The 24,861-nt window shown below is 64.1% G+C and carries 10 protein-coding genes and 2 pseudogenes; 11 read left to right on the top strand and 1 reads right to left on the bottom strand.

Features of this window, described 5'->3' with window-relative positions; all coding sequences use genetic code 11:
• Positions 1-136 precede the first annotated feature (136 nt).
• The 10 genes and pseudogenes from SVA_RS09935 to SVA_RS09890 form a co-directional block, all read left to right on the top strand.
• The gene (locus SVA_RS09935) at positions 137-652 is read left to right on the top strand and encodes a CarD family transcriptional regulator (protein ID WP_096461069.1); all 516 of its coding nucleotides are present in this window, start codon (positions 137-139) and stop codon (positions 650-652) included.
• 153 nt (positions 653-805) lie between these two features.
• Positions 806-1,519 carry a 2-C-methyl-D-erythritol 4-phosphate cytidylyltransferase gene (ispD, locus tag SVA_RS09930; protein WP_096461068.1) on the top strand — a complete coding sequence of 238 codons (714 nt, stop codon included), beginning with the start codon at positions 806-808 and terminating at the stop codon, positions 1,517-1,519.
• Positions 1,519-1,989, top strand: coding sequence for a 2-C-methyl-D-erythritol 2,4-cyclodiphosphate synthase (gene ispF / locus SVA_RS09925; RefSeq protein WP_096462909.1), 471 nt, complete (start codon positions 1,519-1,521; stop codon positions 1,987-1,989). The genes ispD and ispF overlap by 1 nt, the downstream gene beginning before the upstream one ends.
• Positions 1,990-2,276: 287 nt before the next feature.
• The gene (locus tag SVA_RS09920) at positions 2,277-8,444 is read left to right on the top strand and encodes an FG-GAP-like repeat-containing protein (protein ID WP_169924049.1); all 6,168 of its coding nucleotides are present in this window, start codon (positions 2,277-2,279) and stop codon (positions 8,442-8,444) included.
• Positions 8,445-8,460: 16 nt separating this feature from the next.
• Complete coding sequence (locus SVA_RS19450; protein ID WP_148665437.1) at positions 8,461-8,940, top strand: carboxypeptidase-like regulatory domain-containing protein; 480 nt, start codon at positions 8,461-8,463, stop codon at positions 8,938-8,940.
• 361 nt (positions 8,941-9,301) lie between these two features.
• Entirely contained in the window at positions 9,302-10,153 is an 852-nt protein-coding gene (locus tag SVA_RS09915) for an REP-associated tyrosine transposase (RefSeq protein WP_096461066.1), read from the top strand.
• A gap of 13 nt (positions 10,154-10,166) precedes the next feature.
• A pseudogene (locus SVA_RS09910) lies at positions 10,167-11,065 on the top strand (IS3 family transposase); the annotation flags it as partial.
• Entirely contained in the window at positions 11,062-11,454 is a 393-nt protein-coding gene (locus tag SVA_RS09905) for an NTF2 fold immunity protein (RefSeq protein WP_148665436.1), read from the top strand. The pseudogene SVA_RS09910 and the gene SVA_RS09905, both read left to right, overlap by 4 nt.
• 584 nt (positions 11,455-12,038) lie before the next feature.
• Complete coding sequence (locus tag SVA_RS09895) at positions 12,039-13,193, top strand: IS3 family transposase (protein ID WP_096460180.1); 1,155 nt, start codon at positions 12,039-12,041, stop codon at positions 13,191-13,193.
• 46 nt (positions 13,194-13,239) lie between these two features.
• Positions 13,240-13,335, top strand: a pseudogene (locus SVA_RS09890) (2-C-methyl-D-erythritol 2,4-cyclodiphosphate synthase); the annotation flags it as partial.
• A gap of 481 nt (positions 13,336-13,816) precedes the next feature.
• On the opposite strand, the gene SVA_RS09885 reads toward SVA_RS09890, so the two are convergent.
• Positions 13,817-15,241 carry a TolC family outer membrane protein gene (locus SVA_RS09885; RefSeq protein ID WP_096461063.1) on the bottom strand — a complete coding sequence of 475 codons (1,425 nt, stop codon included), beginning with the start codon at positions 15,239-15,241 and terminating at the stop codon, positions 13,817-13,819.
• A gap of 868 nt (positions 15,242-16,109) precedes the next feature.
• On the opposite strand from SVA_RS09885, the gene SVA_RS09880 reads away from it, so the two are divergent.
• Complete coding sequence (locus SVA_RS09880) at positions 16,110-24,860, top strand: type I polyketide synthase (protein WP_197703154.1); 8,751 nt, start codon at positions 16,110-16,112, stop codon at positions 24,858-24,860.
• Position 24,861 lies beyond the last annotated feature (1 nt).

The raw sequence follows: 24,861 nt of genomic DNA, 5'->3' as shown, positions 1-24,861 counted from the left end.
AGGTGCACGTCGTCGGCCCTTTCGAAACGCTTGTCAGAGTAGGGGCTTACCGGCATAATCTCAGCGGAATTGGCAATAGATAGCAATAAGTTGCCAATCCGGCGCGGCAACAAAACTAACCATTGGGAGACGATTGATGGCTGCGAAACGCCCTCGCTTCAAAGTCGGCGATACCGTGTTTTATCCCTCGGCCGGTGTGGGCGTGATCCAGGCAGTCGAAGAAATCTACGTCGCCGACGATTTCAGGCCGTGCCTGGTCATCCATATCCCGGAGACCAAGATGACGGTAAAGGTCCCCGAGGACAACGTGGAGAAGTGCGGCATCCGCCCGCTCCTCAACAACCGCAAGCTGAAAGACCTCTACAAGGTGCTGTCCGCGAAGAGCAGCAAGCGCGTCACCGGCGGCAACTGGGCCGAGCGCTGCAAGGAGATCGAGCGCAAGATCAACACCGGCTCGTACCTTGAGATCGGCGAGGTGGTGCGCGATCTTATGCGCTGGAAGAAGCAGTCGGGGCTGTCGTTCGAAGAGTCCATGCTGCTCGAGACCGCGAGCGGCTATCTCGCCCGCGAGATCGCGGCGGTGCAGGGCATGACGACCGAGGCGGCCATCAACCAGATCCGCGACTGCATCGGCGTGAACGGCACCAGCTAGGGAAACCCTGGCTCAGCGGCTCTTCGGTCATTGCGAGCGCAGCGAAGCAATCCGGTGTCCCAGGCAGTCGGGCGGTGGCGAGATTGCTTCGTCGCTTCCCTCCTCGCAATGACGACCCATTCAGAGGCTTCCTAACAAGGTCTCCCTGCTATCGTGTCCGCGGCGACAGGCATCTGGGGCCTCGTTCCCGCGGCCGGGACGGGGACCCGCATGAAGGCGGCCCTCCCCAAGCAGTACCTCCCGCTGCTCGGCCGGCCTGTTATCCTCCATACGCTCGAACGACTGTGTGGCTACGCGCGCCTGCAGGGCGTGCTCGTCGGCATATCGCGCGACGACGTCCATTGGGAGAAGATGCGGCCCGTGATCTTTCCCAGGTTGATGGGGACTTCGGAAGGCGGCGCGACGCGCGCCGCGACCGTGCTGAACGCGCTCATCGTCCTGGCCAAGACCGCGCGCGAGGACGACTGGGTGCTGGTTCACGATGCGGTGCGTCCCTGCATTCGCCATTCGGATCTCGATAAGCTGATCGATGCCGTTTCGGCGGATGGCGAAGGAGGCCTGCTCGCCATGCCGCTCACCGACACGGTCAAGCGCGCGGATGCCGAAGGCCGCGTGATCGAGACGGTTCCCCGGCAGAATCTCTGGCGCGCGCTCACTCCTCAGATGTTCCGTCTCGGGTCCCTGCGCGACGCGCTTAAGCGCGCGCTGGCGGATGGCGTGGAGGTCACCGACGAAGCCGCCGCGATGGAGCGGGTCGGCGCGCGCCCGAAAGTGATCGAGGGACGGGCCGACAACATCAAGATCACGCTTCCCGCCGACCTCGTGCTCGCCGAGCTCTACCTTAAGCAGCAGGGGCCCGCGCCATGATGCGCGTCGGACAGGGCTTCGACGTGCACGCCCTGGTCGAAGGCCGCGACCTCATCATCGGCGGCGTGAAGATTCCCTACGAGAAAGGTCTGCTCGGCCACTCCGACGCCGACGTCCTGCTCCACGCGATCTGCGACGCGCTCCTCGGCGCCGCCGCCCTCGGCGACATCGGCCGCCACTTCCCCGACAGCGACCCGCAATACAAAAACATCGACAGCCGCGTGCTGCTGCGCCGCGTGCGCGACGCGGTCACGAAGCGAGGTTGGCGCATCGCCAACCTCGACGCCACCGTGATCGCCCAGGCCCCGAAGCTCGCGCCCCACATCGCGCACATGACGGCGAACATCGCCGAGGACCTGGCGATCGCGCTCGACTGCGTGAACGTCAAGGCAACGACGACCGAGCACCTGGGCTTCACGGGGCGGGGAGAGGGCATCGCCGCGCAGGCGGTCGTACTCATCGAACGCTGAAGCGATTCGACCTGCGAATAAGGATGTGCTGATATTGCACGGGCACTTGACGTCCGAGGAAATCCGCTTTTAAAGTCGCTGCTGCATGACGGTCGTTTCGCAGGCGGCCGAGAGACAATAAGAAGACCTGCATAACAATAATCGCGGGCAGTCGACCAGAAGAATCAAAGCGGACACTGCCTGCCAGGGAGGCGGACATGCACGTCCTTGTCGCTCACGGCAGCGCGTTCTGCGCTCGCGTACTCAGCACCGCAATCGTCCGAAGCCTTCTACGACCGGGACCTGCCTTGAAGTGGGCAATCGGTCTTGTGGTTGCCGCTTTTTACGCCATTCTCCCTGCTCAGGCTGTCATTACGCCGACGGCGCAAGTTGGAACGACGCCCGGCAGCTTTGCGGTGAACGCTTCCGGCGCAGCGACCTACACAGTTCCAATCACCGTTCCACCGGGGACCAACGGCATGCAGCCGAGTCTCGGGCTTGTATACCACTCGCAAGGCGGTAACGGTCTCGTCGGGGTGGGTTGGGGCATCGCCGGCCTTTCAATCATCCACCGATGTGGTGCAACGTTTGAGCTGGATGGCTTCAAGAGCGGCGTCAATTTCGATGCAAACGATCGGTTTTGCCTGGACGGCGAGCGACTCGTGCTTATCGGAGGTAATGAATATCGCACCGAGCGGGAATCGCTGAAGAAGATCATCGCAAACGGCACGGCGAGCAATCCGAATTCCTTCTACCTGTATGAGCCTGACGGCCGAATCATGGAGTACGGCACCACGGCGGATTCCCGCATCGAAGCCGTTGGTCGCACCGACGCATATATCTGGGCTCTAAACAAAGCTCGGGATCAGAACGGCAACTTCCTGTCCGTTTCGTACTACGAAGATAGCGTGAACGGCGAATATCATGCAACTCAAATTTCGTACACAGGCAACGACTCCGCCGGCATCGCTCCATACAGCTCCGTTCAGTTCGTATACGGTCAGCGACCGGATGTAATCACGCTTTACCAAATCGGATCGCGTGTCACCCAAACGGTTCGGCTCACGAACATACGCACTTTCGTGGGTACCACCGCGGTTCGAGACTATCGGCTTTCGTATCAACCGGCAGTGAGCCCGACAACAGGCCGATCGCGCCTCGAAGCTATTCGGGAATGCGACGCCAGTGGATATTGCTTGCCGCCGACAACCTTCGCTTGGCAGGAGTCATCGGACACGCTGTCCTACGCCGGTGCCGGCACCGGCGGCCACCACGCCTACTGGAACACCGTGGTCGACAACTCCACCTACAAAGGCAGGCCCTTCGTCGGCGACTTCAACGGCGACGGCAAAGCCGATCTCATGCTGGTCTACCGCGACCCCAGCAGCCCTACTGTCAGCATCTACCACTGGAACTCGGATGCCTCCGGCAAGCTCGCCTACGCCGGCGAAGGCAATGGCGGTGCCGGCACCGGACCGCATTGGAACGCCGTCGACAGCTCCACCTACAAAGGCAAGCCCTTCGTCGGCGACTTCAACGGCGACGGCAAGGCCGATCTCATGCTGGTCTACCGCGATCCGAACAGCTCCACGGTCACTATCAATCACTGGAACTCGGATGCCTCCGGCAAGCTCGCCTACGCCGGTGCCGGCACCGGCGGCCACCACGCCTACTGGAACACCGTGGTCGACAACTCCACCTACAAAGGCAGGCCCTTCGTCGGCGACTTCAACGGCGACGGCAAAGCCGATCTCATGCTGGTCTACCGCGACCCCAGCAGCCCTACTGTCAGCATCTACCACTGGAACTCGGATGCCTCCGGCAAGCTCGCCTACGCCGGCGAAGGCAATGGCGGTGCCGGCACCGGACCGCATTGGAACGCCGTCGACAGCTCCACCTACAAAGGCAAGCCCTTCGTCGGCGACTTCAACGGCGACGGCAAGGCCGATCTCATGCTGGTCTACCGCGATCCGAACAGCTCCACGGTCACTATCAATCACTGGAACTCGGATGCCTCCGGCAAGCTCGCCTACGCCGGTGCCGGCACCGGCGGCCACCACGCCTACTGGAACACCGTGGTCGACAACTCCACCTACAAAGGCAGGCCCTTCGTCGGCGACTTCAACGGCGACGGCAAAGCCGATCTCATGCTGGTCTACCGCGACCCCAGCAGCCCTACTGTCAGCATCTACCACTGGAACTCGGATGCCTCCGGCAAGCTCGCCTACGCCGGCGAAGGCAATGGCGGTGCCGGCACCGGACCGCATTGGAACGCCGTCGACAGCTCCACCTACAAAGGCAAGCCCTTCGTCGGCGACTTCAACGGCGACGGCAAGGCCGATCTCATGCTGGTCTACCGCGATCCGAACAGCTCCACGGTCACTATCAATCACTGGAACTCGGATGCCTCCGGCAAGCTCGCCTACGCCGGCGAAGGGAGCGGCGGCGCCGGTGTTGGATCCCATTGGAACTCCGTCGACAGCTCCACCTACCGGGGTCAAGTGTTTTCCGATGATTTCGATGGCGACGGCAAGGCCGATCTCATGCTGGTCTACCGCGATCCTAACAGTCCCACGGTCACTATCAATCACTGGGGAGGAGATCGCCAGGCGCAGGACGTCGTCTCGCATACGAGAAACGGGTTAGGCGCCGAAAACACCGTCGTTTATGCAGCGGTTACCGACGAGCTGTTTCACGTTCGCGATTTCAACTCCCTTTATCCCTATCAGGACTTCGCAACACATGCGTTTGTTGTCACGAGCGCCGGCGAGAGCGACGGAAATGGGGGATTTCGCACGACAACTTACCGATATGGCGGTTTGAAGCGGCACGCAATAGCAGACGCGATTCTGGATTTTCGATGGACGGAAGTTCGAGGCCCCGACGAGCTCGTTCATGTGACGTATTACAACCAGAATCGCGAGGCAGGAATTGATGGCACCGTTTCCGTGAGTGAAACCTACGTGGGCGAGGTGCGCGTCAAGTACGTCGCCAACACGTGGAATCAGATGACGAATGTATGCGGAGGGACTCGACGACCCGGGCTGTATTCAAGTTATGAGGAAAGCCGGGAGCTGAGCGGAGCACTGGTTACCACGGTCAACACGAGCACCACCTTCGACAGTTGCGGACATGCAACCACGACGATCTCCAGTTTTGGCGACGGACTGAAGAAAACTACGAACAACTTCTATGCACATAACAGCGCGAGCTGGATACTGGGGCAACTCGTCCGATCGGAGATAACGGGCGAAGCGCCAGGGCAGGCCCCGCAGACTCGCGTTACGGCTTATAACTACGACGCCTTGGGTCGGTTGACCCAGGAGATCGTCGAACCCGATCAACCAAGCCTGACCTTGACCACGACGTATGGCTATGGCGATCCGTTTGGCAATCGTACGAGCAAGACCGTAAGTGGTTACGGGCTGACCGCTCGCACGGAGCATCAGGCGTACGATGCGCAGGGCCGCTTTCCCGTCCAGAAAACGAACGCACTAGGTCACACCATCTCGTTCACCTATGACCCGGGGAGCGGGGCCGTGGATAGTCAGACGGATTCGAATGGGCTCGTTACCCGTTGGGACTACGATGGCCTGGGTCGCCAGACGGGCGAGAGGCGTCCTGACGGGACACAATCCACGATTGTCTATAGCAGCTACAGTCCGGGATACGCGATTGAAACGACGACGAGCGGGTCAGGTTCCGCTTGGGTGTACTTCGACATCCTTGGCCGAGAAACCAAGAAAGTCACCATCGGATTCGGAGACAGGGAAATCCATAGAGACAGGGGCTACGACTCGTTGGGCCGTCTCCAATGGGAGTCGCATCCATATTTTCAAGGAGAGCCGGTACACAGCACAGAGTACGAGTACGACCCCTTAGGGCGGATTAAAGTGGCGACGGCGCCCGGAAACCGACAGACGACGACCGCTTACAATGGCCTCGTCACGACGGTTACAAATCCCCTGGGCCAACCCCGGACGACGGTCCGGAACTCGCAGGGCTGGACGGTCGAGGCGACGGATTTTGCGGGAACCGTAAATTTCAAACACGACCCGTTCGGGAATTTGCTCACGGTTACCGATGTACTTGGTAATGTCACGAGCATGCAGTACGACCTGCGTGGCCGGAAGATCGGCATGCAGGATCCGGATATGGGGAGCTGGACTTACGGCTACAACGCTCTAGGCGAGCTCACGCAGCAAATCGACGCGAAAGCACAATCGGTTGCCATCAGCTACGACGTGCTGGGGCGTATCAAAACCAAGACCGCACCCGAGGGAACGAGCACCTGGGAGTACGACACGGCAACAAACGGCATCGGAAAGCTGCGAAGGGTAACGGGCTGGGACGGCTTCGAGGAGACGTACGCTTACGATGAACTGAGCCGCGTGAAATTGGCCCTTACCTCTATTCAAGGGGTGCTGTATTCGACGCGTACCTCCTATGACGAATTAGGGCGGGTCGCGACCATCACGTATCCGCGGACCGGATACAGCATTCGCCAGGTATACGACGAAAATGGCCACCTCTGGCAAGTGCTCAACGCGAGCAGCAACTCCCTCGTCTGGCAGGTGGACGATGCCGACGCGCACGGCCGAATCACCAGCGAATATTTCGGAAATGGGATCAAGAGCCAGCGCACTTATGATCATGAGAAGGGCACCATCGAAAGCATTCGCACGGGTGTGAATGCAGATGGGCAGGTGCAGGACCAGACTTTCACCTTCAACGCCGTCGGAAACCTTCTTTCGCGATCGGACGCGATTGAAGGTCTAAACGAGACGTTCGTCTACGACGACCTCAACCGTTTGGTGACGGCGAACGGCGCCGTTACGAAGACCTACCAGTACGACGCGATCGGGAACATCACCTACAAGTCCGATACCGGCTACTACACGTACGGTCAGAACGGCAGCAAGCCCCATGCGGTAACGGGCGTGTCCGGCTCCGTAAACGCGACTTACGTATACGACGCCAACGGCAACATGGTTCTCGGTGGAGGACGGGCGATAACGTACACGTCCTTTAACAAGCCGTATACCATCAGGTCCGGCGCTCAGACCATCACATTCCGCTATGACGCGAACGGAAATCGTCTCGTAAAAGCGAGCCCGAGTTCGACGACGATGTACGTGGGAAGGCTGTATGAAAGGGTGAATGGAAATGCCGGAACGGAGCACCGTCATTACGTCTACGCGGGCAATAGCCTGGTCGCAATCCGCTCGACCGATGATGCCGATGTCGGCCCTACCCGCTATATCCACACCTCTCATCTGGACTCGGTGGATACCATCACGGACGAGAACGGCAATGTGGTCGAACGCCTCAGCTTCGATCCGTTCGGCAAGCGCCGCCAGCCCAACGGCCAGGACGCCACGGGACCGATCACGAGCTCGACGACACGAGGCTTCACACGCCACGAGCACGACGACGAGGTCGGGCTGATCAACATGAACGCGCGGCTTTATGACCCGGTGCTCGGCCGGTTCATCTCGCCGGACACGATCGTCCCAAGCTCGCTCAACAGTCAGGCTTTCAACCGCTACAGCTACGTCATCAACAACCCGCTTTCGCTGATTGACCCGAGCGGACATTCTTGGCTGAGCAAGGGGTGGAAGAGGCTAAAGAAAAATGTCAAGAGATTCACGCAGAAAGTGCTCAGGGAAGTAGGTGGCATCCCGTATGTCGGTGGTTTGGCGAATGTTGGCGTAATGACAAATCTTAGTTTCGGCGCCGCGTATGGATGGTCTACAGGTGATTGGCGCTCTGTTGGGCAAGCGCATATCACTGGTGCGAAACTCGCCGGCAGTGCCTTGGTCGGGGCAAATTTCAGCGGAAGCATGCTTGGCCAGATGGTTGGAAGCGGAATCAACGGTTGGCTACAGACCGGCAACTCCGAAGGTTTCTTTCGAGGATTTGCCGCGGGTGCCATCCCGGCTGACCTTGGCCTCTCGGATTTGTACTTAACGAACCCATATGCCAATGTCGGCATTGGAATTGTACGGGATGGTCTGCGTGGTTACGTGGTCGGCGGTAAGGAAGGGATTAAGGAAGGGATTGCGTGCGGGCAAGTAAGTAATATGTTCGGACACGCCTGGGGTTTAGCGTCTTCGGGTTTCGCTGCGCCGGAGTTCAGGGATGGAGCCTTCTTCTATCGAGGTGGTGCAAACAACTTTTACTATGCTATTACTTTTGGCAATGTGATAACTGATGCAACCCCTAATGGAGCGCTGTATTACAACGCATTAAATACAGACTATGAAAAATGGCTTAACGCGCATGAACTTGCGCACGCTTTTTCACAAGCCCCTGTATTGGGAGCTGCTTACATTCCGGCCCACATCATGAGTCAGTGGGTAGGAGGAGGGGTGGTTGCTTTACCCTTCTTGGAATATGCGCCGTTTCATCCGCTTCCCTATGATTCGTCTCCTCCTGTGAGATTTTACTCTGCTCCCTTCGACTATCTTGTCTAATCTGCTCGCATCCCGCATGACCACGCTGCGAGCACCGAAATGTAGACGCTGTCGACATCTGTCAAACGTAACGATTGTTTCGGCCGCGGTATCCATTTTCGGGCTCAGCAGTTGTATCGCCGTGCCTATTCCGCACGAGCGGAAGCTTACTCCACATTATTATGGGACGGTCAGCGACGCATCAACCGGCGCACCGATCGAATTTGTTACCGTAAGTGTTGCGCCTATCAGCCATGTCGATCGGTCAATTTCAGCTGAGACGAAGACCGATTTATCTGGTCATTATGAAATTTCTATCGTCGAGAAAGCTAAATGGTTTGTACTTATGGCGGGTCCCGCAGAAGGTAACTGCGGCGGCATCCTGTTGTTTCTTCACCCCGATTACGACATTGCCCTGCGGGAAACGAGCGAGTTCCGGGGAGGCGCCATCGACGGAGCGTGCAGAGGGGCGAAGAGCCGAGTCGATGTGTCCTTGACAAGGAAGACTTTACGCTAAACTAAGGTGACAGATTGAGGCAGCCCCGCTTCCCCGGACGGCGAGTCACGCAACAGCTCGAGTCATTTTCCTCGCCAATACGGTTTCGAGGCGAAGACACGAATCTGTTCGGGCGCCGTACAGGTGGTCCCGTCAATCTACCAGAGCCGCCGTTCAGGTCTTCGAAGCCGTCCCCTGTGCACCTGGGACGGAATCAGGGTCAGGTCTCGCATTGTCGCATAGCCTCGGAGTGAGGTATGCTCCAGCGCGTGACGAGACCCCTTCGAATTGAGTTCGCCGCAGACGGAATTACAGACGCAGACGGAATTAGGGTCAGTTCTCGCATTGTCGCATAGACTCGGAGTGAGGTAAGCTCCAGCGCGTGACGAGACCCCTTCGAATTGAGTTCGCCGGCGCGCTTTATCACGTCACCACGCGCGGCGATCGTCGTGAACCGATCTTCGAGGACGATGACGATCGCTCGAAGTTCTTGAGCGTGTTAGCGGAGGTGGTGGACCGGTTCAACTGGGTGTGTCATGCGTATTGCCTGATGACGAACCACTATCACTTGGTGGTGGAGACGCCGGACGGCAACCTCTCTAAAGGAATGCGCCAACTCAATGGCATGTATACCCAAGCCTCCAACCGACGGCACCAGCGGACGGGGCATCTGTTCCAAGGGCGATTCAAGGGCATTCTGGTCGACAAGGACAGCTATCTGCTCGAATTGACACGCTATGTGGTTTTGAATCCCGTACGGGCCGGGATGGTCAAGCATCCAGGAAAGTATCCGTGGAGCAGCTACCGTGCGATGGTAGGGGAAGCACCGGTTCCCCAGTGGCTCGCGACGGATGGTTTGCTGGCGCAATTTGGCAAACGGCGGGCAGAAGCACGGCGAAGGTACGGCCAGTTCGTGCTCGAGGGAATCGACAAGGGGAGCATATGGACCGGGTTGCGCCAGCAGATCTATCTCGGCGACGAGCGGTTCGTGGAGCGGATGCAAAGAAAGGCAGAGTTGCACGGCGACGAGCTGAGCATTCCGCGTGCGCAGCGCAGAGCACCCGCTCCCTCGCTTGCTGTAATCGCGGTGAAACACCGGGATCGAGATGACGCGATCGTCGCAGCCCACAGCACCGGAGCGTACAGCTACCGCGAGCTCGCCGAGCACTTCGGTTTGCACCTTGCAACCATCGGCCGAATCGTTCGAGCAAGAATGCAACAAGGCGAGAACTGACCCTTGATGTGCCAAGCTCAAGAAACTCGTGGCCGAGCAGCTCCTGGTCATCGAGGGACTCAGGGAGTTCTCAGGAAAAAAATGACGTCCCCGGCCGGCCGGCGCGAGGCATTGGCGGCGCTTACGAGCCGGGGCGTCTCGAGCCGTGCCGCCTGCCGTTATCTCGGCTTCAGTCGCCGGGTGCCGCACTACGCGCTCCGGCAACCCGCCAAGGACCGGCTCCTGACGCAGGCGCTGCTCGTGAGCGCCCAGCAGCATCCGCGCTTTGGTTATCGGCGCACGTCCGCCTGGCTCGATCTCGGGCTCTGGCGCGTCCGGCGCCTGTGGCGAGAGCTCAAGCTCGCCCTGCCGCGCCGGCGTCCGCGGCGACGGCGCTGCGGGACCGATATCCGCCTGCCCGGGGCGACCCGGCCGAACCACGTCTGGAGCTACGACTTCGTGCACGACCGCTTGGCGAGCCAGAAAGCCATACGGCTCCTCTGCGTGATCGACGAGCACACTCGGGAGTGCCTGGCAATCGAGGTAGCGCGCTCCCTCACCTCGCGCGATGTGATCCTGACCCTCGGAAGACTCATGCGCCTCTACGGCAAGCCCGAGTTCATCCGCTCCGACCAGGGCGCGGAGTTCACCGCCACTGCCGTGATGCGCTGGCTGCGCGATCAGAACGTCGGCCCGGCCTTCATCCCGCCGGGCAAGCCCTGGCGCAACGGCTTCGTGGAGAGCTTCAACGGGAAGCTCCGGGACGAGTGCTTGAACCGCGAATGGTTCCGGGATCTCGCGGAGGCGAGAACCGTGATCGAGAGCTGGCGCCAGTTCTACAACCACCGCCGCCCGCACAGTGCGCTCGGGTATCGGCCACCGGCCGAGGTGCGCGCGGAGCAAGCTAAACTCGTGCTTGGACTCACAGGGTGAGTGGCAACAAAAAAGCGACTCAGGTCAACCCCATGAATCAAGGATCGCTTAGAAAAGTCATTCCTATGGCGGTATTGATGACTAGTCTTTTGTGTGGATTACCAGCCGTCCATGGTAGCGATAGTAATGGTGTGGAACAAAAGCACATGTTCGTGCCTAAGAATGGTTTTGTTCCGGATGAGCAAACAGCGATAGCCATAGCTGAAGCGGTCTTGGCGCCGATTTATGGAAAACAGGTTATTGAAAAGCAAAAGCCGTTTAATGCGAGCCTATCGGCTGATGTGTGGACCGTTACCGGTTCCCTCGCGCGGGAAGAATTGGGCGGAGTATTCCTGATCCAAATATCAAGGCGAACTGCGAAAGTGATTCGTGTGAGTCATAGCAAGTAAGGTCCGGATACAGCTTGGGGTCCGGTAAAGGGGTCGGGAGTGGGTCGGGAGTCTTTTATTAACACCAACGCACCGCGGCTGTAGAAGAACCCACCATGCCGCGTCGCCTTCGCATCGCCACCGGTGGCTTGGTCTACCACGCCCTCAATCGCCGGGTAGGACGCTTGACCCTGTTTGAGACGGAGCGAGACTACCTCGCCTTTGAGCGCATCCTGGAAGAGGCCATCGCGCGCACCGGTATCCGCCTCTTGGCCTATTGCCTGATGCCCAATGACTGGCACCTGCTGCTTGGCCGCGCGACGACGAGGCACTGTCAGAAACCCTACGCTGGCGGACCGGGACGCACACCAACGCTGGCATGCCGCCCATCGGAGCGCCGGCACCGGGCCGCTGTACCAGGGGCGCTTTAAATCCTTCCCGGTCCAAACAGACGCACATCTCCTGACGGTGGCGCGCTATGTCGAGCGCAACGCCCTGCAAGCCAACCTCGTGCGCCGGGCCGAGAGACGGAATTAGGGTCAGGTTGAGGTACCACCCTCCCCGTAGACACTCAGCTAGGCACATAATGCCCAAAGGAGTGTCCGATGACAAAACGAAAGACCTTCACCCGGGAGTTCAAGCTCGAAGCGATCCGGCTGCTCGATAGCGGCGAGAAGAAACCCGCCGATCTTGCCCGCGAGCTCGGGATTCCACGCAACCGCCTCTATAAGTGGCGCGAACAGCTCCTCGCCAAGAGGAGCGATGGCGTGTTCCCCGGCCACGGACGCCAGCGCGGGACAGACGCCGAGGTCGCAGCGCTCAAGCGCGAGATCGCGCGCCTCAAGGAAGAGAACGAGATTTTAAAAAAAGCGGCCACCTACTTCGCGAAACAGTCGTTGAAGCACCGGTTCATTGCCGATAACCAAGGCGCGTACACCGTGGCCGCGCTGTGCCGCGCCCTGGGCGTCTCGCGCTGTGGCTACTATGCCGCCCGGTCGCGGACACCGAGCGAGCGTGCGCGCCGCAACACCGATCTGCTCCATCGCATCCGGCATATCCACGCCACGTCGCGCGAGAACTACGGGGCGGTCAAGACCCTCGAGGCCCTGCACGCCGAGGGCATCGACTGCGGGCTCAAGCGGGTGGCGCGCCTACGGCGGGTCCACGGCATCGAGGCCAAGCGGCGCCGTCGCTTTAAGCAGGCCTACCGCGCTCGCCATAGCGAACCCCCGGCACCGAATCTCCTCGATCGTAACTTCGCGGCCAACGCGCCCGATTGCGTCTGGGCGACCGATATCACGTTCGTCCCCACGCGGGAAGGCTGGCTTTATGTGGCGGTCGTGATCGATCTCTACTCACGTCGTGTCGTGGGTTGGGCGATGCATCGACGCATCAACCTGCCGATTGTGGTGGAGGCGCTTGCCATGGCAATCGAGCAACGCCGGCCGGCGCCCGGGCTCATTCATCACTCAGACCGCGGTCAGCTCTACCTGGCCACCGCCTACCGCGATCTGCTCAAGGCGCACGGCATGATCCAAAGCATGAGCCGTAAGGGCGACTGCTACGACAACGCGGTCGTCGAGAGCTTCTTCAGCAACTTGAAGAACGAGCTGACTTGGCACCGCTCGTTCGAAACCCGCGACGAGGCGAGACGCGCCATTTTCGACTACATCGAGCTGTTCTATAACCGCGAGCGACTGCACCAAACGCTCGACTATGTATCGCCGGTGCGGTATGAAGACAGTCGTGTAGTGGCTTAACCGACCGTCTATGGGGAGGGCACTACCTCAAACTGACCCTTGATGTGTGAAGGCGACGACCACCGAGCACCTGGGCTTCACGGGGCGGGGAGAGGGCATCGCCGCGCAGGCGATCGTGCTTCTTGAAGAGAGCAAGCGCTGAGGATGCGCGCTACTTTAAGATGAATATAGAACTGTCCCTATACTTAGTAATTCCGATACGGACAGTCAATTAGCGATGCCTCGCACCAAGGGGTCTACTAGGACGCCATGTTGGAACTTGTTGAGCTGGCAAGGAGGCTATTACACGGTTTCTCCGTTTGGCGATTGTTGTTCTCCGGAACTACCGTCGACGAGTCCTTAAGCGTTGGAAGTCACAGGGGAAAGGCTCGGTTGCATTCGAATTGTTTGAGCTGACGATAGGTTTGGTCCTGACGATCTTCCTCGTATATGCGGTATACATTATTGCGTTGAGCGCGTAGGTATGGTGTCTACAGCCGAGATGGGTCAGAGTGAGGTAGGCCCACTTCTCGGACGGCGAGTCACGTAACAATTCAAGTTATTTTCCTCGCCAATACGGTTTCGAGGCGAAGACACGAATCTGTCCCGCACAGGTGGTCCCGTCAATCTACCAGAACCGCCGTTCAGGTCTTCGAAGCCGTCCCCTGTGCACCCGCAAGCAGGGCGTTGATCACCGCGAGGATCTCTTCGTCGGCGGTGCCGGCCGCGGCGTGTAGCTGGACGATCTTCGTGCAGTACGCGTACCGTGCGCGCGCGAGGTCGCGCTTCGCGGCGAAGACCTGTTGTTCGGCCTGGAGGAGGTCGGTCGTGGTGCGGACACCGGCATTGAGGCCCGATTTCGTGGAGGAGAGCTGCAGCTCGGCGGAGCGCAGCGCCTGCTCCATTGCCTTCATTTCGGCGAGGCTGTGCGTCACCTCGAGAAACGCCTGCCGGGTTTCGAGGGCGACCGTGCGGCGCACCTCCTCCAAATCCTCCTTCGCCTTGTCGCGCAGCGAGGCGGCTTCGCGCACCTGGGAATTCAGCGCGCCGCCCTTGTAGAGCGGCACTTCGACCTGCACGCCGTAGCTGTACAGCTCGGCGCGGCTGGCCGAGTCGGTGTAGACGCTGCCGGTGGTGCGGGTCATCGAGTACCCCGCGACGAAATCGACGGTGGGGTGATGGCTGCCCCGGGCGCGCTGCAGTTCCTGCTCGGCCTCTTCGGCGGCGAAGCGGACGGATGCGAGCTGCGGATTGTGCTTTTCCGCGATCGCGACCCATTCGTCGGCCGTCTCCGGCCGCACCGTGGGCAGGGTCGGCTGCGGCATCAGCTCGGCCAGCTCCGCCGGGACGTGGCCGAGCAGCTTGCGCAACGATTCGCGCTTGATGTCGAGCTCCTTGCGCGCCTTGAGCTCGTTCGAGACGGCGAGATCGTATTTCGCCTGGGTCTCGTAGACGTCGAGAAGCGTCGCAATGCCCGCCCGGTGCCTTTCCCTGGCGCGTTCCCACTGGCTCTTGAACGAAGCCGTCTCCGCCTCGGACAGGCGCACGTCGTGCTGCGCGAACAGCATCTCGAAATAGGAATCCGCGACCCGTTCGATGAGATCGACCTGCGCCGCGCGAAAGTCCGCCTCGACCAGGCCGACGTGCGCCTTGGCCTTGCCGTACAGCGCGAAGCTCTCCTTGCGGTACAGCGGCTGGGTCAGGTCGACCCCGTACTCGCCGAAGTCGTAGTCGCGCTCGCCGCTGGTGAACGGGCTCGGGTCCAGGTACTCGATGTCGCCGTCCGTGTAGATCTTCTGGCCCTTCAGGGCCAGGGAGGGGAGCAGCAGGGAGCGGCCCTGGGGCAGCTTCTCGAGGCCGGCGCGGTAGGCGGCGTTGGCCGAACGCCAGCGGGCGTCGTAGTCGCGGGCCTGGCGATAGACCGCGAGGAGGTCATCGGCCAGGGCGCCCGCGGGAAAACCGAGGATGCACAGCGCCAGGGCGGAGAGGGTACGGGATCGCTCGGATTGGAGAGTACGGGGGCGCGGTTCGTGCCTTCCGAAGATCGACCGCCATGAGACGCAGCGCATGCTTTAGGGTCGCCTGATGTCTCGCCGGAGGGGCGAGTTAGACCTGTTTTTATTCCGGGCACGATTCTAGGGACAGCCAATGCCCGGCACAACGGCATGGGGCGCGTCGACCTCGCAATGAAAAAGCTTCCACGGCTCGTCGACGAAAAAGAAGAAAAGATGATCTCGGCGGCGGACCGGTCGGCTCGGATATTGAGCCGTGGCAGACGAGGGGGTGCAGCCGACGCGGAACGACAAGTCCGGTTCTTTCGGTGACATAACCAGTTAGAAACGGATCTTCGTCCGGTTTCGCGATCGGGTAGCCCGTGGCGTCGCTGCGCGACGACGAAAGCGGTAACCGTTCCGTAGTCGCAATACCCTCCGCAATGTAGTAGCGTATTGACGCGTTCTAAGGGGAACAAAGGGTAGAAAGGGGGAACGTGCTTACGCTGTCGCTTGTACCGGCGTTTCCCACAGGTTGAATTAGTCCGCGTCCAGAAAGCGGACAACTCATTATAAGCTGACCTGTGGATACGTTAGTTCCGGCGCGCCGGTTGCGCGCCCGTGCCTGGAAGACTTCTAGCACGTGCTCCGTGCCGGAAGCCTTTGCGGCTGGGTCCGTTTCTTCGGATTCCGCCGTTTTTGCAGGCCCGTACTTATTCCGTAGCAGCCCCCCGCCCCGGTTGCAAGGGAGTTCATCGTTCCGCTCGGTCCGTGGGGTCGTCGACTCCCGTTTCCGTGCCTTTCCAAAGGGAACCATGCGCATCGGCGATTCGTAGCTTTTGTAAAGAATTCAGGCAGACGGGGTTGCCTTATGAAAAGAACCAATAAGGAAAAGGCGTCACACGAGGGGAGAGTCGAAGAAGCGGAAACCTTCCGGCTTCTTTGTTTGAATCCGATCGTCGAATCCGGGTCGCCCGCCCTGGCGATAGCCGCATGTCGCGCCGGAGAGGTCGGGCTGCTCGATCTGGAGCGGGGCGCGGAAAGTCCGGCGGCGCAGCAGCAGCTCGCTGCCTTGCAGCGTTGCGATGGCGAAATCGGCCTGCTGCTCACCGGCACCCAACTGAGCCTGGCCGCCTCGTGGCTGGAGTCGCTGGCCGACCGTCCGCACTGGCTCCTCGTCTCGTCCCCGGATGTTTCGCTCCTGCCGGAGCAACTCAAGACCCTCCCGCGCGCATCGGCTCGGCGGCTCCTCGTCGAGGTCACGGATGTCGATACCGCGCTTGCACTCACCCTCGACGGCATCGACGGTTTCGTGGCCAAGGGACACGAGGCCGGCGGGTGGGTCGGGGAAGACATGGCGTTCATCCTGTGCCAGAAACTGCTCGCGCTGGGCACAAAGCCCGTTTACGTGCGAGGCGGCATCGGTGTGCACACGGTGGCGGCGTGTCGCGCGGCCGGGGCGGCTGGCGCCGTGCTGGACGACCAGCTGCTGCTCATGCCGGAGAGTTTCCTCCCCGCCGAGCATCGGCGGCTGCTGGAAAGCGCATCCAGTCTCGACACCGTGGTCATCGGCGAAACCCTGCAGAAGGGATGTCGCGTGTACCGGCGCCCGGGGCTGCTCGGCGTCCAGCGCCTGCAGGAGATGGCGCTCGAATGCGAGTGCGACGAGCCGGCGGCCTGGCGTGCGAAAGCGGACTCGCGGCTCGGATGGGGACAGCCCGACGACATGGCCTGGCCGATCGGGCAGGCCGTCGGGTTCGCCGCCCGCTTCCGCGACCGCTACAAAACCACCGGCCGCCTGATCCAGGCGATGCGCGCGAGCGCGGATCGCTCGCCGCGTGCCGCCGCCGAAACGCGCCCTCTGGCGCCGGAAGCGGCATTGGCGACCTCGCACGGGACGACTTACCCGATCGTGCAGGGAGCGATGACCCGCGTCAGCGATACCGTCGGCTTCGCGCACGCCGTCGCCGAGGCGGGCGCGCTCCCGTTTCTCGCGCTCGCGATGATGCGGAGAGAACAGGCGACCGAGCTCCTTCGCGCCACGCGCGATCGGCTCGGGGAGCGCCCCTGGGGCGTCGGTGTGCTCGGATTCGTCTCGCACTCGCTTCGCGAAGAGCAGATGCAGGCCATCCGCGAGGTGAAGCCGCCGTTCGCCCTGATCGCCGGCGGACGCCCGGACCAGGCCGCAGCGTTCGAGCGGGAAGGGATCGCCACGTATCTGCACGTGCCGGCGCCGAACCTGCTGCGCCTGTTCCTCGAGCAGGGGGCGCGCCGGTTCATCTTCGAGGGGCGCGAGTGCGGCGGGCACATCGGTCCGCTCGCGAGCTTCGTGCTCTGGGAGCAGATGACGGACGTGCTGCTGGAGGACGTGTCGGCGGAGATCGCGCCGCAGGTGCACGTGCTCTTTGCCGGCGGCGTGCACGACGCGCGCTCGTCCGCGATGGTGGCGGCGCTGGCCGCCCCGCTCGCGGAGCGCGGCATCCGCGTCGGCGTGCTGATGGGCACCGCGTATCTGTTCACGCGCGAAGCGGTCGAGTCGAAGGCGATCGGTCGATCCTTCCAGGAGCAGCTGCTCGCCTGCCGCCATACCGCCGGACTGGAAACCGGCCCGGGCCACTCGACGCGCTGCGCCGTGACGCCGTTCGTGCACGAGTTCTTCGGCACGCGCCGCCGTCTGCTCAAGGAGGGACGCTCGCACGAGGAGATCCGCGACGAGCTCGAGAACCTCAACCTGGGGCGCCTCCGGCTCGCCTCCAAGGGCGTGCGCCGCGGAGCGAGCGGCGAGATCGAGATGGCGGACGACGACACCCGGGTGCGCGAGGGCATGTACATGGTCGGGCAGGTCGCCACCCAGCGCGAGCAGGTGGTCGGGATACGCGACCTGCACGAGGACGTGAGCGTCAACGGCACGGCGTGGCTGGCGAAGTTCGCCGGGAAACCGGCGGCGACGCGTGCGGCCTCGCGCCCCGCGGACATCGCGATCATCGGGATGGGCACGCTGCTGCCGCGCGCCCATGCGCCGGAGACGTACTGGCGCAACATCGTCGAGAAGGTGAAGGCCATCGTCGAAGTCCCGCCGCACCGATGGGACTGGCGGCTGTATTACAGTGCGGACCGGCACGCGCGCGACAAGGTCTATTCGAAGTGGGGCGGATTTCTCGAGGACGTCCCGTTCGATCCCCTGCGTTTCGGCATCCCGCCCAATTCGCTGAAGTCGATCGATCCGGTGCAGTTGCTGGCGCTGGAGGTGGTCCGGCGCGCCCTCGAGCACGCGGGCTACGCGGACGCCGAGTTCGACCGGGAGCACACGGCGATCGTGCTGGGCGCGAGCGGCGGTCTCGGGGACATCGGGCAGCAGTACGGCGTGCGCGCCGAGATGCCCCGGTTCGTCGACAGCCTTTCCGACGAGGTGTGGGACCGGCTGCCCGAGTGGACGGAGGAGTCCTTCGCCGGCTCGCTGCTCAACGTGGTGGCCGGGCGCGTCGCGAACCGCTTCAACTTCGGCGGCATGAACCTGTCGGTGGACGCCGCCTGCGCCTCGTCGCTCGCCGCCATCTACACGGCGGTCAACGAGCTCGAAAGCGGTCGCTGCAACATGGCGATCGCCGGCGGCGTCGATACCGTTCAGGGCCCGTATGCGTACATGTGCTTCAGCAAGACCCAGGCGCTGTCGCCGCGGGGCGAGGCCCGGACGTTCGACAAGGACGCCGACGGCATCGTCATCAGCGAAGGGCTGGCGGTCGTGGTGCTCAAGCGCCTGGCGGACGCGGAGCGCGACGGCGATCGCATCTACGGCGTGATCAAGGCGGTCGGCAGCTCGAGCGACGGCAAGGCGCTCGGGCTCACCGCGCCGTTGCCGGCCGGACAGGTGCGCGCACTGCGGCGCGCGTACGACAAGGCCGGCTTTTCGCCGCGCACCCTCGGGATGCTCGAAGCGCACGGGACCGGGACCGCCGTGGGCGACAGCGCGGAGGCGCAGACGGTCGTGACGCTGCTGCGCGAGCACGAGGCTCCCGCGCGGAGCTGCGCCCTGGGTTCGGTGAAGACGCTGATCGGTCACACGAAGGCAAGCGCCGGCGCCGCCGGCCTCATCAAGACGATGCTGTCGTTGCACCACAAGGTGTTGCCGCCGCACGCCGGGGTGGAGCAGCCGATCGCGTCCATCGCCGACCGGGACAGCCCGGTGTACCTGCTCAAGAACGCACGGCCGTGGCTGCGCGATCCCGAATACCCGCGCCGCGCCGGCGTGAGCGCGTTCGGGTTCGGCGGCACCAACTTCCACGTGGTCCTCGAGGAGTACGACGGCGACCTGCGTCCCTCCGCCCGGCCCGCGGGCGGCAGCGTCTGGCCGGCGGAGCTGTTCGTGTTCGGCGCGCCGAACCGCGGGCAGCTCGCCAAGGAGATACAGGCGCTGCACGCCGGTCTGTCGGCGGGCGGCGAGCCGCGGCTGCACGATCTGGCCTACGCCTGCGCGCGCAAGGCGGAGGCGGCGGCCGGCGCGCGCTGCATGGCAGCGATCGTGGCGAAGACGCGGGAGGAGCTGATTGAGGCGCTCACCGCGCTGAGCGGCCATCTCGCGGGCGCCGGACCCCTGCCGGGCAACGTGCATCTGGGCCTCAATCTCGGCGAGGCGGCGCCGAAAGTCGCGTTCCTCTTCCCCGGCCAGGGCTCGCAGTACGTGGACATGGGACGGGAAGCCGCGCTGTACCTCGACGAGCTTCGCTCGGCCTTCGAGTTCGCGGACGGCGAGCTCAGGAGCGCGCTCCCGAAACCGCTCAGTCAGTTCGTGTATCCCGTGGGCGCCTTCAGCGAGAGCGAAGAGAACGAGCACCGCGCCGCGCTCACGAACACCGCGGTCGCGCAGCCGGCCATCGGCGCCATGGCGCTCGGATTCATGCGCCTGGCCGCGCGGCTCGGCATCGCGCCGGACATGGCGGGCGGGCACAGTTACGGGGAGTACGCCGCGTTGTGCGCGGGCGGCGCCCTGAGCCCGAAGGATTTTCTGGCGCTCTCCGCGGTGCGCGGTCGGGTCATGGCGAGCGCGGCGGGGACGGGCGGCGGGATGGCCGCCGTGCAGGCGCCGCGCGAGGAGGTGGCCCGCCGGCTCGAAGGGCAGGGCGACGTCGTCATCGCGAACCACAACGCGCCCCGGCAATCCGTGATCTCCGGGCCCAAGGAGCGGGTCCAGCAGCTGGCGGCCGAGTTCACGGCTGCGGGCATCACCGCCCAGGTTCTTCCCGTCTCGGCCGCATTCCATTCCTCGATGCTGGCGAGTGCTCAGGAACCGCTCGCGGCCGCGATCCGGACGAGCACGGTCGAAAGCCCGCGCGTTCCGGTTTACGGGAATCGCGACGGCACGCCGTATCCGGCCGACCCGAAGGCGATCCGCGACCGGCTCGCGGATCATCTCCTGAGTCCCGTCGAGTTCGTCCGGCAGGTGGAGGCGATGCATCGCGACGGCGCGCGGGTGTTCGTCGAGCTCGGTCCGAAGAACGTGCTCACGCGGCTCGTCTCGCAGGTGCTCGCCGGTCGCGATTTCCACGCGGTGTCGTTCGACTCGCCGGGCGCCGGGCTGGCCGGCGTCCTGACGTGCCTGGCCGCGCTCGCGGTCCGGGGCGTGCGCTTCCGGTATAGCGCGCTGTTCGAGGGGCGGGAAGTCGGGGAGATCGACCTGGCGCGCGTGGCGCAAATTCGCCACACGCTGCCCGCCAGCGCCTGGCTGGTCAACGGCGGCAGTTGCCGGCGGCAGTCGGAGGAACCCGGGCGCACCGGCAAGCTGCCGCCGCTCAACGTGGAATCCCTGAAGGTCGCGCGCGAACGCGAAGCGGCTCGTGCCACGGTGTCGCCGCCAACGCCATCTAATACGGAACCCGCACCGATTTCGGGACCGATGATTGCACCGCCGGCGCCGCATCAGCCGGCGGATGGCCAGTGGAGCGACGCCTTCGTCGCGTACCAGGAATCGATGCGCCAGTTCCTCGCCGTGCAGGAACAGGTCATGCGGCACTTCCTCGCGGGTCCGGCCGGTGTCGCGGCGATGCCGGCGGGAACTGCCGTTCCTGTGCCGCCGCCCATGCCGGCCACTCGGCAGCCGGCGAGCGTGCTGATGTCGCCGGCACCGACGACCGCTCCTCTGGCCTCCGTGCCGCACCCTGCCGTCCCGCCCGCGCCGTCGGCGCCCTCAATAATGGCGCCGCCCTCGCCGGCAACCGCAACCACCCCCGACGCGCCCGCCCGCCCCGCGCTCGCCGACCTGCTCGTCGGCATCGTGAGCGACCGCACCGGCTATCCGCAGGACATGCTCGGCCTCGACCAGGACATCGAGGCCAATCTCGGCATCGACTCGATCAAGCGCGTCGAAATCCTCGGCGCCCTGCAGAAGCAGCTCCCCCCGACGCTCGCCACCCGCGTGCAGTCGCAGATGGAGCGCCTCACGCGCGCGAAGACGCTGAATGCGGTGCTCGATCAGCTCGTCGCGGCGGGGGCGGTCGAATTCGCGGCACCGTCTGCGCCCTCGGTGGCCCCCATCGCGCCCGCATCCGTGCCGAGCACTCCCGCGACGGCGGCACCCGACCGCGCCGCGCTGGCCGACCTGCTGGTGCAGGTCGTGAGCGAGCGTACGGGCTATCCGCAGGACATGCTCGGCCTGGACCAGGACATCGAGGCCAACCTCGGCATCGACTCGATCAAGCGCGTCGAAATCATTGGAGCGCTGCAAAAACAGCTGCCGGCGCCGCTCGCCGCGCGCATGCAGTCGCAGATGGAGCGATTGACGCGGGCGAAGACGCTGAATGCCGTGCTCGACCAGCTCGTTTCGGCGGCCGCGGTCGAATCCGCCGCGCCGTCGGCGCCCTCAATAATGGCGCCGCCCTCGCCGGCAACCGCAACCACCCCCGACGCGCCCGCCCGCCCCGCGCTCGCCGACCTGCTCGTCGGCATCGTGAGCGACCGCACCGGCTATCCGCAGGACATGCTCGGCCTCGACCAGGACATCGAGGCCAATCTCGGCATCGACTCGATCAAGCGCGTCGAAATCCTCGGCGCCCTGCAGAAGCAGCTCCCCCCGACGCTCGCCACCCGCGTGCAGTCGCAGATGGAGCGCCTCACGCGCGCGAAGACGCTGAATGCGGTGCTCGATCAGCTCGTCGCGGTCGCTGCGGTGGAGACGCCTGCGCCCGTGGCCGCGCCGGCCGTCGCGGAAGCGCCGGCCGCACAAGCGGAGACGCCCCCGATGTTCGGGATGCGCGCGGTCGAAGAGCCGCTGCCTTCGGGAGACGAGAGCTGGCCGCAGGGCCTGGTCCTGATCACGGAGGACGAGCTCGGGGTCGCGGCACGGGTGGCCGGCGCGCTGTCGGCGAAGGGCGCGCGCGTGGAGACGTTGGGCGCCGACGCGTTCACGGACCCCGAGTCCCTCGCGGATACCGTGAAGCGTGCGCGCGCCGCCCACGGGCCGGTGTGCGCCATCGTCCATCTCGCGCCGCTCGCGCGCGCGAACACGCAGATGGATCTCGACGGCTGGCGAACGGCCACGCGGTTGCACGTGAAAGGACTGTTCTGGCTCCTGCGCGAATGCAGCGCGGACCTGATCGACGCGGCCAAGCGCGGCCAGGGCGCGGTGCTCGCGGCGTCGCTTATGGGCGGACAGTTCGGGCGCGCGGGCGCGATGCCCGGGCCGGCCTCGGGCGGCGGCGCCTGCGGTCTCCTGAAATGCGTCGTGCACGAGTGGAGCGGCCTGCGCGCGAAAGCGGTCGATTTCGACGATCGCCTGGGCGCGGAAGACTGCAGCCGCCACGTTCTGGCCGAGCTCGTGCGCCCCGGGCGACTCGAGGTCGGGTACCCGGGCGGTGTCCGCACGGTGTTCGACACCGTGCCGCTCGCGAAGTCCGCCGCCGCGCCGGAGAGCGCGCCGGCCGCCGACTGGGTGGTGCTGGTCACGGGCGGAGCACGGGGCATCACCGCCGAGATCGCCGAGGAGCTCGCCCGCTTCCGTCCGACGCTGATCCTCGCCGGCCGTTCCTCGCTCGGCGAGGAGGAGGATCGCGAGACCGCCGCGGCGCAGGAACCGGGCGCCCTGCGCAAACTGCTGATCGAGCGTGCGAAGGCGCGCGGCGTCGCGGCGACGCCGGTCCTCATCGACAGGCAGCTGCAGCAGATCACGGGGGCGCGCGAGATCCGGCGGAACCTGGCGCGGTGTCGCGCGGCCGGGGCGCGGGTCGACTACCGCGTGGCCGACGTGCGCAACGAGGCGGAGCTCGTCCGCCTTCTCGGGGACATCTACGCCGCGCACGGTCGCCTCGATGCGGTCGTCCACGGCGCCGGCGTCATCGAGGACAAGTTCATCGTCGACAAGACGATCGAGTCGTTCGATCGGGTGTTCGACACCAAGGCGGACAGCGGCTTCCTGCTCGCGCGCCACCTGCGGCCCGATTCGCTGAAGCTCATGGTGTTCTTCACCTCGGTCGCCGGCCGTTACGGCAACCGCGGCCAGTCCGATTACGCGGCCGCGAACGAGGTGGTCAACCGCCTCGCGTGGCAGATCGCGCGATCGTGCCCGAAGGCGCACGTGGCGGCGATCAACTGGGGGCCGTGGGACAGCCAGGGCATGGCCTCCGAGGGCGTCCGCCGGCAGTTCCGCAGCCAGGGCATCGTCCCGATCGCGCTCGACGCCGGCCGGCGCGCCTTCGTCGAGGAGGCGATACGGCGGGAGCGGGGGAGGCAGGTCGAGGTGGTCGTCGGCGAAGGGCCGTGGGCCCGGCAGGCCGCCGCGGCGGCCTCGCCGCCGGCGAACGCGGTCCTGCCCGCGCGCGCCAACGGCCATACGCTGGTCCTGCTGCGAAGCACGTCCCGGATCGAGAAGGGCGCGATGGTGATGGAGCACACCTTCTCGATCGAGACCGATCCGTATCTGCAGGATCACCGGCTCGACGGCAAGCCGGTGCTGCCCGCGACCATGGCGCTCGAATGGATGGTCCAGTTCGTGCAGCGCGCGTGGCCGGAGTGGGTGGTCAGCGGCATCCAGGACCTGCGCCTGTTCCGGGGCATCGTCGTCGACGGCAGCCACGGCACGCCGGTCCTGTTCCGGGCGCGCGCCTCCAGTCATTCGGACTCGGAGTCCTTCTCGGTGTCGGCGGAGATCCTCGAGCCGAACGGCAAGCTGCCGTATTACCGCGCCTCGGTCCTGCTCGCGCCGGCGCTGCCGGAGCCGCCCACGATGTCGCTTTCCCCGCTCGATACCGGCAACGCGCTCGCGACCGACCGCGTATACCGGGACTATCTGTTCCACGGGCCGCGCTTCCAGCTCCTCTCCGGAATAGAGCGTCTCAACGCGGACGGCATCGACGCCGTCGCCAGGCCCAGCGCCCCGGCCGCGTGGCTGGTGCACGGCGGGGGTCAGCAGGGCGCGTGGATGTTCGACCCGGGGCTCGTCGATACCGCGCCGCAGCTCGCCATCGTCTGGTGCCGCATCAACCAGAACACGACCGCGCTGCCGACGCGCTTCGGCACGGTCCGGCGGTACGGCACCGCGCCGATCAAGGACCCGCTGCGCGTCGCGATGCGGGTGAAGTCGCAGGATCACGGCAAGCAGATCGTGTACGACGCGCTGTTCGTCGAGCCCGACGGCAAGGTGCGGCTCGAGATGCGCGACCTCGAAGGATCGTGCAGCCAGGCGCTCAATCGGCTCGCGGGGAACTCCTGAG

The organism is Sulfurifustis variabilis, from assembly GCF_002355415.1.
Taxonomy (GTDB): domain Bacteria; phylum Pseudomonadota; class Gammaproteobacteria; order Acidiferrobacterales; family Sulfurifustaceae; genus Sulfurifustis; species Sulfurifustis variabilis.
Note: the sequence above shows the minus strand (reverse complement) of the source record. Positions and strands in the feature narration are given on the sequence as shown.

Excerpts from the sequence above, each read along its gene's own strand:
- SVA_RS09935 (WP_096461069.1), top strand. The coding sequence starts at position 137 with ATGGCTGCGAAACGCCCTCGCTTCAAAGTCGGCGATACCGTGTTTTAT.
- ispF (WP_096462909.1), top strand. The coding sequence starts at position 1,519 with ATGCGCGTCGGACAGGGCTTCGACGTGCACGCCCTGGTCGAAGGCCGC.
- SVA_RS19450 (WP_148665437.1), top strand. The coding sequence starts at position 8,461 with ATGACCACGCTGCGAGCACCGAAATGTAGACGCTGTCGACATCTGTCA.
- SVA_RS09895 (WP_096460180.1), top strand. The coding sequence starts at position 12,039 with ATGACAAAACGAAAGACCTTCACCCGGGAGTTCAAGCTCGAAGCGATC.
- SVA_RS09885 (WP_096461063.1), bottom strand. The coding sequence starts at position 15,241 with ATGCGCTGCGTCTCATGGCGGTCGATCTTCGGAAGGCACGAACCGCGC.